Source organism: Corynebacterium sp. HMSC062E11, assembly GCF_001811845.1.
In the GTDB taxonomy this organism is placed as follows: domain Bacteria; phylum Actinomycetota; class Actinomycetes; order Mycobacteriales; family Mycobacteriaceae; genus Corynebacterium; species Corynebacterium hesseae.
Genome location: NZ_KV806782.1, coordinates 140596 through 150049, shown reverse-complemented (window position 1 = coordinate 150049; position 9454 = coordinate 140596). Strand labels below are relative to the sequence as shown.

7 protein-coding genes are annotated in these 9454 nt (G+C 61.1%); 5 read left to right on the top strand and 2 right to left on the bottom strand.

The window, feature by feature from the left end; translation table 11 throughout:
* Positions 1-83: 83 nt before the first annotated feature.
* A complete protein-coding gene (locus HMPREF2822_RS04040; RefSeq protein ID WP_046647863.1) occupies positions 84-1322 on the bottom strand; it encodes an MFS transporter in 1239 nt (412 codons plus the stop codon).
* Between the two features lie 246 nt (positions 1323-1568).
* On the opposite strand from HMPREF2822_RS04040, the gene HMPREF2822_RS04035 reads away from it, so the two are divergent.
* From HMPREF2822_RS04035 to nagE, 4 genes are all read left to right on the top strand, one after another.
* A complete protein-coding gene (locus HMPREF2822_RS04035) occupies positions 1569-2447 on the top strand; it encodes an alpha/beta hydrolase family protein (protein ID WP_070521272.1) in 879 nt (292 codons plus the stop codon).
* Between the two features lie 177 nt (positions 2448-2624).
* Positions 2625-3782, top strand: coding sequence for an N-acetylglucosamine-6-phosphate deacetylase (locus HMPREF2822_RS04030; RefSeq protein ID WP_070521269.1), 1158 nt, complete (start codon positions 2625-2627; stop codon positions 3780-3782).
* Positions 3783-3801: 19 nt separating this feature from the next.
* The gene (gene nagB / locus HMPREF2822_RS04025; protein ID WP_046647861.1) at positions 3802-4581 is read left to right on the top strand and encodes a glucosamine-6-phosphate deaminase; all 780 of its coding nucleotides are present in this window, start codon (positions 3802-3804) and stop codon (positions 4579-4581) included.
* 42 nt (positions 4582-4623) lie between these two features.
* Positions 4624-6762 (top strand): N-acetylglucosamine-specific PTS transporter subunit IIBC, encoded by a 2139-nt coding sequence (gene nagE, locus HMPREF2822_RS04020; protein WP_070521266.1) that lies wholly within the window; start codon positions 4624-4626, stop codon positions 6760-6762.
* Between the two features lie 32 nt (positions 6763-6794).
* On the opposite strand, the gene HMPREF2822_RS04015 is transcribed toward nagE, so the two are convergent.
* Complete coding sequence (locus HMPREF2822_RS04015; protein ID WP_070521263.1) at positions 6795-8453, bottom strand: acyl-CoA synthetase; 1659 nt, start codon at positions 8451-8453, stop codon at positions 6795-6797.
* A gap of 169 nt (positions 8454-8622) precedes the next feature.
* Between HMPREF2822_RS04015 and HMPREF2822_RS04010 the strand changes: the two genes are divergently transcribed.
* Complete coding sequence (locus tag HMPREF2822_RS04010) at positions 8623-9438, top strand: GDSL-type esterase/lipase family protein (RefSeq protein ID WP_070521261.1); 816 nt, start codon at positions 8623-8625, stop codon at positions 9436-9438.
* Positions 9439-9454 lie beyond the last annotated feature (16 nt).

Genomic DNA, 9454 nt, shown 5'->3' with positions numbered 1-9454 from the left:
CCACACCGCTACCATTTCAGTCTTCTGAACACACCGGTACCAAAAACTCGCATCTGACAGTAGATTTACTACAGAATTGAATGCTATTTGTTGTCGTAGTCTTGGTCACCGGAGGCACCGTACATGGTGGTCTTCAGAATTGGCCCCAGAGTGAGGATAGAGGTGCCAAACCCTGATACGACAAGGGCCGCAGCTGGGCCGATGGCACTTACAACAGGTGCCCCGATGATGTATCCAATAAGCATTGCGGAGCTGTTAATTGAACCCATCGTAGAAAGGGCTTTGGGTTTCACTTCATCAGGTACGGATCCGACAACGATTATGCGTAGTGCGGCCACCTGAGCAGCATTGCAGACTCCGCCCAGGAGGAAACATGGGATGCAGAGCCACAATGAGGGAAATAGTCCAGGTAAAGCTATGAAACACCCCATAGCGAATCCTGCCCCGGCCAGGACTTTCCCAGCGTTCTGTGAGTGAAGGCGAGCTGAAAGCCGTGCGCCAAAGATGCGGCCCACGATAAATGCTTGGGCAATGATGGCATATAACGTACCGCTGACGTGGAGGGTCTGTGTCGCATAGAAGACAAGCGAAACGTTGAAAATCGAGGTGCAGATAATTGCTCCCCAAATGCTGGTTAACGCGGACCGAGCGCTTCTATTCTTCAGCAAAAGGGAAGGTGCTTCGAGGACCTTCTGGAGAAAACTCGGTGAAGAATCTTTGGTTTCTGAATGAAGCAGTGTTTTCGGGGGCGAGGATTTATAAAGGAAATAAAAAGCAAGTAGCGAGACTCCAACGGCGCAAGCTTCAACGAAGAGCGCTGTCTGCAGGTTTCTTTGGTCCAGTAGTAATCCACCTAGAGGTGGTCCAAGGAATCCACTGCCAAGTCGGGCTGTGTCCAAGAGGGAGAAGGCTTTCGCCTGCTGTCCTTCGCCGACCTGAGAGTCAGCGATGGTGAAAATGGATGGAATTGACAGTCCGCTTAAGCATGCGGTGACGAGATTTCCGACAATGAGGATCAATGGCTCTGGATAGGCTGCCATTGATAACAGGCCCAGAAGATCTAAGAAGAGTGCAGCAAGCGCAATGTGATAGCTGTTGAATTTGTTGAAGAGTGGGGCCAGAAAGGGGACTGCAAAAACTTGAGCGCAAGTACCCGAGATGAAGATGCTTGCCACCAACAGTTCGCCTTTGTTGAGTTCGGCGAAGTGGAGTGAAATCGAGAGGCTGGTCATTGACCCGCACACTGACAATAAAAAATATGTGGCGGTCAAGGTGTAGATAGATGAAAGTCCTTCGTCACCACTGTTTCTAGGGGGATGCATTTAGGCTGCAACTGTTTCGTTGCCCTGGCCGCTGAACGGACCTGAACCTCCTACTGTGACTACTTCGGAAAGCGTTTCGGAGGTAAGCATTATTTCTCCCATATGTGATGACGATTACATACAACAAGGTAATGATGTGAGTCTCTCATTTCAAGGGCGTAGCGGAGGCAGCTCTTGCACTGTGTACAGGAAAAAGTAGTGCTAGCGCTAGTGACCTTCGCTCTCGTGCGAAACACAATACAGAGCATGAAAAAGCTTGTGGTTGGCATGATTGCCGTGGTGGCCGTGATTGTGGTGGCGTTTGTAGGGTTTGTGGGATTCATGCAGTGGGTGGACGCAGACAGCGTGACCGGTGATGACGGCGTGGCTGCCGGATATAGCGCTGAGACAGGTGGCCCGCTGGAAGCGTCGTTTGCGGGCGAGGGGCCGCACGAGGTCGACGTGCGGCGTGATGGCGACGTGACCATCGCGGCACCGACAGGCGCGGGACCGTTTCCGGCGGCGGTCATGGCTAATGGCACGAACACGCCGCTGAGCAGCTACCTGCCCGTGGCGGAGCACCTGGCTAGTTGGGGCTTCGTGGTTGTCGGCGATGAGACTCCCCACACAGGTACAGGAGAGAATGTCGTGCACTTGATTGAGCGCTTGCCGGAACTGGATTCTCGTGCGGACCGATCACGAGTCGGCATTTTTGGCCACTCACAGGGTGGTGCGGGTGCCATCAACGCTGCGGCCCACACGGAGGTAGCAGCTGTGTATGCGGCGAGCCCGGCCTCCCACAAAGTGGCACAGTCCAATGACTGGGACTACAACACGGCTGACGTAGAGGAACCGCTATTCCTGATGACGAGCGATGGCCGTTCGGACCGCTGGCTTGTTAGTCCGTGGTCAGACTTGCAGGAGAACTTTGAATCAGCTGGTGGTCCGGCAATCATTGCCTGCCGCCTGGGCGCGGACCACAAGGACGTTCTAGAGTTCGGGGACAGTTACGCCACCGCGTGGTTCCGCTACATTCTTGCTGATGATCCTGATGCGAGAGATGTGTTCGTTGGCACCTCACCAGCGGGCGCCGGTGAGCTAGCGAGCAACGCGCTTTGGGACCGAGTGGTCACCCGTGGCTGGTAGCTCGCCGGGCCTTTCGACATTCCGCGCGGTGCACCTAACGCGCTAAAAGCCATCTGCGCTCACACACCCCCTTCGGAGGAAGTGTGGTTCACAAAAATTGGTAGCCCTGATAAATTTCAAGTGAATTGTCAACCGGGCTGCGCCACGTCAGCCCGTACAAGCGGGACCGAATGAACCATGCAGACAAAGGAGAAAGGCCACGTCGAGGGCCTCTATATTGATGAAAACTTCGAGCTGCGCGCTGGGGCCGTCACGTTCGGGGAGAGTATTGAGGGCATAGTGCTTGGCGACGTCCCCCAAGCCGAGGCTGCCTGGCGCGCCGGGGACTCGGATGCGTTGCTGTGGGTGCCCGGCTTCGTGGACCTGCACAACCACGGCGGCAACGGCGGGGGATTCCCCAACGGCGACTACGAGCAGTGCCTAGCCGCCGCCCGCTTCCACCGCGCGCACGGCACAACGACACTGCTGGCCAGCTTGGTCTCCGGCACGCAAGAAGAACTCTGCGCCCGGGCGGAGCTTTTAGCCCAGCTGGCTGAAGAAGGCGAGATCGCCGGAATCCACATGGAGGGCCCCTTCATCGCTGCGGCCAAATGCGGCGCACAGGACCCCTCGCGCATCGTGCCCGGTGACCCGGACTTCTTCCGCGCGGTCATCGCCGCGGCCCGCGGCCACCTGCGTTCGATTACCTTCGCGCCGGAAACGGAGAACGTCGACAAGCTGCTCGACGTCTGCGCGGAGCATGGCATCATCGCCAGCCTGGGCCACACCGAGGCCGATTATGACACCACGCTGAGCGTTATCGCCAAGGCTAAGGAGCTCGGCCTGACCGTGACTGGAACGCACCTCTTTAATGGCATGCCTTCTATTCACCACCGCGCGCCGGGCCCGGTAGCGGCTTTGCTCACCGCAGCGAAGGCGGGGGATGTGTCCGTCGAGCTCATCGCAGATGGTGTGCATCTTGTTGACGGCGCCGTGGACATGGCTCACAGTCACTGCGCCTTCGCCATCACTGATGCCATGGCGGCGGCCGGCATGGCCGACGGTGACTATGAGCTGGGTTCGCTGCCTGTCACCGTGAGCGGGGGAGTCGCGCGCGTGCCCAGCGGTGCTATCGCGGGCGGCACCTCTACATTGTCCCAGCAATTCGCCAGCTTCGCCGAGCGCCATGGTCTGGGCGAGGCGGTGCGTTTTACCTCCACCACGGCAGCCGACGTGTTGGGGGAGACGAATCTAGGCCGCATCGCGGTTGGCGCGCGCGCCAACCTGGTTGGCCTTAACTCTCACTACCAACCGGTGCGCGTCATCGTCGACGGCGCGGACATCCCACTCTCTTAAACACACAGGAAGGCATCTCATGGAAATCCTCATCCGCTCCACGCCGGCCGAAGTGGCCGTGGAGGCCGCTGACATCTTCGCGCACTACGCCAACGCCGGCGCCACCTTGGGCCTGGCCACAGGATCGACCCCGGTAGCGATGTACAAGGAGCTCATTACGCGCCATGAGCGCGGCGAGGTGAGCTTTGCCCGCAGCCGCGCATTCCTGCTTGATGAATACATCGGGCTGGAGCGTACCCACGAGCAGTCCTACTATTCCACCATCCGCCGCGAATTCACCAGCCACGTGGATTTCGATGATGACCTGGTAAAAAGCCCCGCTGGTGACTCCGATGACCCCGCCACCGCCGCGGCCACCTATGACAAGGCCATCCGTGATGCCGGCGGCGTGGACATCCAGCTGCTGGGCATCGGGGCCAACGGGCACGTCGGCTTCAACGAGCCGTCGAGCTCCCTGCAATCACGCACCCGCATCAAGACGCTGCACCCGCAAACCGTGCAGGACAATGCCCGCTTCTTTGACAACGAAGACGAGGTCCCGCGCCACGTGCTGACCCAAGGATTGGGCACCATCAGTGAGGCCCGCCACCTGCTCTTGTTGGCCACTGGCAGCAACAAGGCCAGCGCGGTCCACGCCATGGTGGAAGGCCCGCTCTCCGCGCACTGCCCCGCGTCGATCCTGCAGTGGCACCAGCGCGCCACGGTGATCCTCGATGAAGCCGCCGCCTCCCAGCTGGAGGACCGCGAGTACTACGTTTTCGCGGACAAGCACCGTCCGCACCGCCCACTCTTTTCCTAAAAACTCCATCTAATTCCTTACTAGTGTGAAAGGACTCCTCGCATGAAAATCGATGTCATGGGGCCGCTGCAGCGGCTCGGAAAAGCCCTCATGGGCGCTGTGGCGGTGCTGCCCGTCGCGGCGATCCTCAGTGGTGTTGGCTACTGGATCTCCAGCGCGGCTGGCCCGGATAACCTCGCCGCCCAGCTGCTGATCAGCTCCGGCGACGCGGTCCTGGCCAACTTGGGCTGGATCTTCGCCATCGCCATTGCCTTCGGCCTGGCCAAGGATTCCAACGGTGCCGCGGCACTCTCTGGCTTCCTGGCCTTCGCCACGTTTATGAAACTGCTCGGCCCGGAGGCCGTGGCCGGCTACCGCGGCATCGAAGACCCCACCGCGCTGACCGGCGATGAAGCCCTGGAATGGGCCTCGGAAGGCTGGAACGCCGTGGGTGGCGGCAACGTCCTCTTCGGCATCCTCGCCGGCGTCATGGCGGCCTGGGTATATAACCGCTTCCACGGCACCAAGCTGCCGGACTTCCTGGCCTTCTTCTCAGGCCGGCGCCTCGTACCGATTCTTACCGCCGTCATCGCCATAGTGATTTCCGGCATTCTCTACTTCGTGTGGCCGTTCATCTACAACGCGCTCTTTAACTTCGGTACCTCCATCCAGGGCCTGGGCGCGGCGGGCGCCGGCATCTACGGTGTGGCCAACCGCCTGCTCATCCCGACTGGCCTGCACCACGCGCTGAACTCCGTCTTCTGGTTCGATGTCATCGGTATCAATGACATCGGCAACTTCCAGGCCGGTCAGAAGACCATCGAGGCAGCCGCGGCCGCCACCTCCGCAGCTGACTGCCCGGGCATTTGGGCCAACGGTCAGTGCACGGTCGAGGGCGTCGTCGGCCGCTACCAGGCCGGCTTCTTCCCGGTCATGATGTTCGGCCTGCCGGGCGCGGCACTTGCCATGTACCTGCGCGCGGATAAGAGCAAGCGCAAGGTCGTCGGTTCCTTGATGGCCGCAGGTGCTTTGGCCTCCTTCTTCACCGGCGTGACTGAGCCGCTGGAGTTCTCCTTCATGTTCGTCGCCCCGCTGCTCTACGTGGTGCACGCGCTGCTGATGGGCCTGTCCGTCTTCATCGCTTCCACTATGGAGTGGACCGCCGGCTTCGGTTTCTCGGCCGGTTTCGTGGACATGTTGCTCTCCTCGCAGAACCCGCTGGCCAACAAGTGGTACATGCTGCTGGTCATGGGCGTGGGCTTCTTCGCCCTGTACTTCGTCATCTTCTACTTCCTCATCGGCTGGCTCAACCTCAAGACCCCGGGCCGCGGTGAGGACGATGCGGTAGCAGACCCCATGGAGGATTCCGCTACCGGCGATGACAAGACTGCTCGTGATGCCGCGCGCATCATCGAGGGCCTCGGCGGCAAGGACAACATTGACTCACTGGACTACTGCACCACGCGCCTGCGTGTGGGCGTGAAGGAGCGCGCGCTTGTCGACGACTCCGTGATCAAACGCGCCGCCATCTCCGGCGTCATCCACCCCTCGGAGAAGAGCGTCCAGGTCATCGTGGGCCCGGCCGTGCAATTCATGTATGACGAGGTCAGCCACCAGTTGCGCCACGGTTCTCCGGTCCTCGCCACGGCGGGTGCTGCGAGCGCCGCAGGTGCTGGAGCCAGCGCCGCTTCCGCTCAGCGCGTCAGCGGTAATACCGCTGGTGGTGATGCCGTTGACGTGGATGTGCGTGCCCCGTTCGCCGGTGACGTCGTCGCGCTTTCCCAGGTCCCGGATGCGTCCTTTGCGCAGGGCATGGTGGGCGAAGGCTTCGCGGTGATGCCTGATGCCGTCGATGCCTTCGACGTCTGCGCCCCGGTCGACGGCACCATCACCATGGTCTTCAAGACCCGCCACGCCTTCGGCATGAAGACCGCGGATGGGCTGGACTTGCTCATTCACATCGGCATCGACACCGTGGAGCTCAAGGGCGAAGGTTTCACCGCCCTGGCCAAGAAGGGCGATACAGTCACCGCCGGCACACCGATCATCGCGGTGGAGGCGCAGAAGCTGCGCGAGCGCGGCGTCAACCTCATCACCCCGGTGGTGTGCCCGACGGCCAAGCAGGTCGCCGGAGTCGACATCGCTCGCGAGGGCCATACCCAACCAGGCGAGGTTGCTGCAACCGTCAAGTGCAGCAGCTAACCTAACCCGGCCCATCGCAGGGGGGCGATGGGCTAGTCGGTGCCGTGCAACAGGCGCGGCACCACCTTGCCCGTGGCATTGCGCGGCAGCTTGTCCAAGAAGTGGACGTCGCGCGGCACGGAGTGGTCGGCGAGGTTCTCGCGGACCCAGGTGCGGATGCTATCGGCAGTCACGGTGTTGCCCAGGGCATCCCGCGTAGTCACCGCCCACACGGCGATGCGCTGGAAGGTGGTTTCATCCTCCACGCCGCCGGCATGCACCTCCGCGATGCCCGGCATGGCCTCGAGCACCTCCGTCACCGACTGCGGGTGCACGTTCTCGCCGCCGACAATGATCATGTCATCCGCGCGGCCCACCACATGCAGGTAGCCCTCGGGGTCGATATAACCCAAGTCCCCGATGGAGATGAGGCCATCGACCTTGTTGAGCGGGATCTTGGGGTTGGTATAGCCAATGAGCGCGGTGGAGTTGGTCAGGTAAATCTCACCGACCTCACCGCGGGGAACCTCGTTGCCTTCCTCATCGAGGATGCGCAGCTTTGTGCCGGAGGCAATCTTGCCGCCGATGGTGGGATCCTTGGCCACCTCTTCCATGCTGGCCGTCGATGCCAGCGCCAGCTCCGTGGAGCCATAGACATTGCAGAGAATCGGGCCGAAGCGCTCGTGGGTTTCCTTGACGATCTCCGGGGTGAGCGCATGCCCGGCGGAGGCAATGAACTTCAGGCTCGAGGTATCGAAGGCCGAATCCGGGTCAACCTCAACCATCTGGCGGAAGAAGACGGGGGAGGAAAGCAGACCATCGAGCTGGTAGCGCTGGATATCATCCAGTGCGGCCGCCGGGTCAAAGACGCGGCGGGTGACGATGGTATTGCGCAGGCCCAACGCGATGTTGAGGCAGGCCCAGCCCCACGTGTGGAAGATGGAGGCGGTCATCTGCACCTTCTGGTCCCCGCGCCACGGCACCGCATCCACGATGGACGCAACCACCACCGGCAGCGTCGGTTCCGGGCGCATGATTCCCTTGGGGATGCCCGTGGTGCCGGAGGACATCAGCACGATATGCCCGTGCTTGGGCCAAGTGGGAAGCTTGTGCTTCTCGACGTCCCGCGGATTCTCCACGATCTTGCGCAGCGTTGCCGCTTGCGCCAGCTCGGTAGGGATCTCTTTACCGGACTCGTGGCCAATCACCACGTGCAGGCCAGCAATGGTGCTAGAGCTGTCGAGGCGGTCGATGAATTCATCATCGATAACGAGCACGTTGATGCGGTTTTCCTCAATGCACCCGGCAAGCTGCTCGGGGGAGGAACCGACGTTGAGCAAAAAGATGTGTGCCCCCGCATAGCCCTTGGCAGCCAGCGGGGTGATGATGCCGCGGCCATTGCGGGCCATCACGCCGAGGCGAATCTCCTCCAGCCCCAAAGACAGCAGCCAGCGCGCGAAGGTTTGGGATTCTTCGCGCAGCTGGCGGTAGGTGAGGGCCCCGTCGTCGTCGATAAGCGCCAGGCGTTCCGGGCAGGTCATGTATGCCTGCTCTACTTCGCGGGCGGTGGTGAAGCGGTAACGCGCGAGGACCGGCGCAGTCAGGGCCACCGCCCGTGGCCCGCCGGCGGGGCTAATGAGGCCGGCGCGGAAGAGCGAAGGGATAAAGCGCGCGAGGGCGGCGGCGTGGAAGGTTACATCAGAAAGCTTCATAAGGTTCTCATCGAGGGGAGGGGAGAAGAGGTTACGGAGACGGCGGACTCGCCACAATTAAAACTACAAACTGTTAAAGGTGTTGCTATTGTTACATAAGCTTAGACCGTCAACGTAGTCTATTATGGTTTCGGTCTAGAACATACTCTTTCGGAAGGACATTAGTCACGTGAAGTCTACTCAGCGCATCGCTGCTCTCTGCGCCTCCCTCCTTGTGGCGGTAGGCCTGTCCCAAGCTCCGCAGGCAGTTGCCGGCGAGCGAAACCTCGTCGCTTTTGGTGATTCCGTGCTGGCGGATCCGCAACTTGATACCTACCTTGCCTCGCGGGTGGGCTCTTCTCAGCGCAATCCGAGCCTGAACTGCCCGTCTGGCAATAACTACGCCAAGCGCACCGCTGCCAAGCTGGGTATGCCGGTGGCGGATTTCTCCTGCTCTGGTGCTGTGTCCATGTCCCAGGGGCCGCAGGTGAACGCGCAGATCGACGATGCTATTCGCCGCGGCGCGCTCAGCGGGGATACGCAGCGCGTGCTCTTCTCTAGCGGTTTCAACGACACGTACAACAACGCCGGGCTTTCCGACGGTGACCTGCGCGCCCGCTGGGTCGGTGCCAACGCGCCGCTGATTCACAAGATCCGCGCGGCAGCCCCCAATGCACGCATCCAGATTGTGGGTTACCCGACCATCGGCTCGGGCGACCGCTACTGCCTTATCCACTTTGGTCCGAAGCCGGCCGACGCCACGGCCCTGCCGATGGTGCAGCGCTATGAAAACGTCGCGCAGTGGATGCAGGTGGACCTGGCGCGCGCTACTGGAACCGAGTTCGTGGACATGAAGCCAATGACCTGGGATCGCGGTATGTGTGCCGACGCCGACAAGCGCCTATGGGCGGGTCTGGTGGACTTCTCCGCGGGGCCGGGCAACCTGCCGCTGCACATTAATGCTCGCGGTCACGAGTTTGTGGCCAACCACCTCGCTAGCTTCTAGAGGGATTTGAATCTTG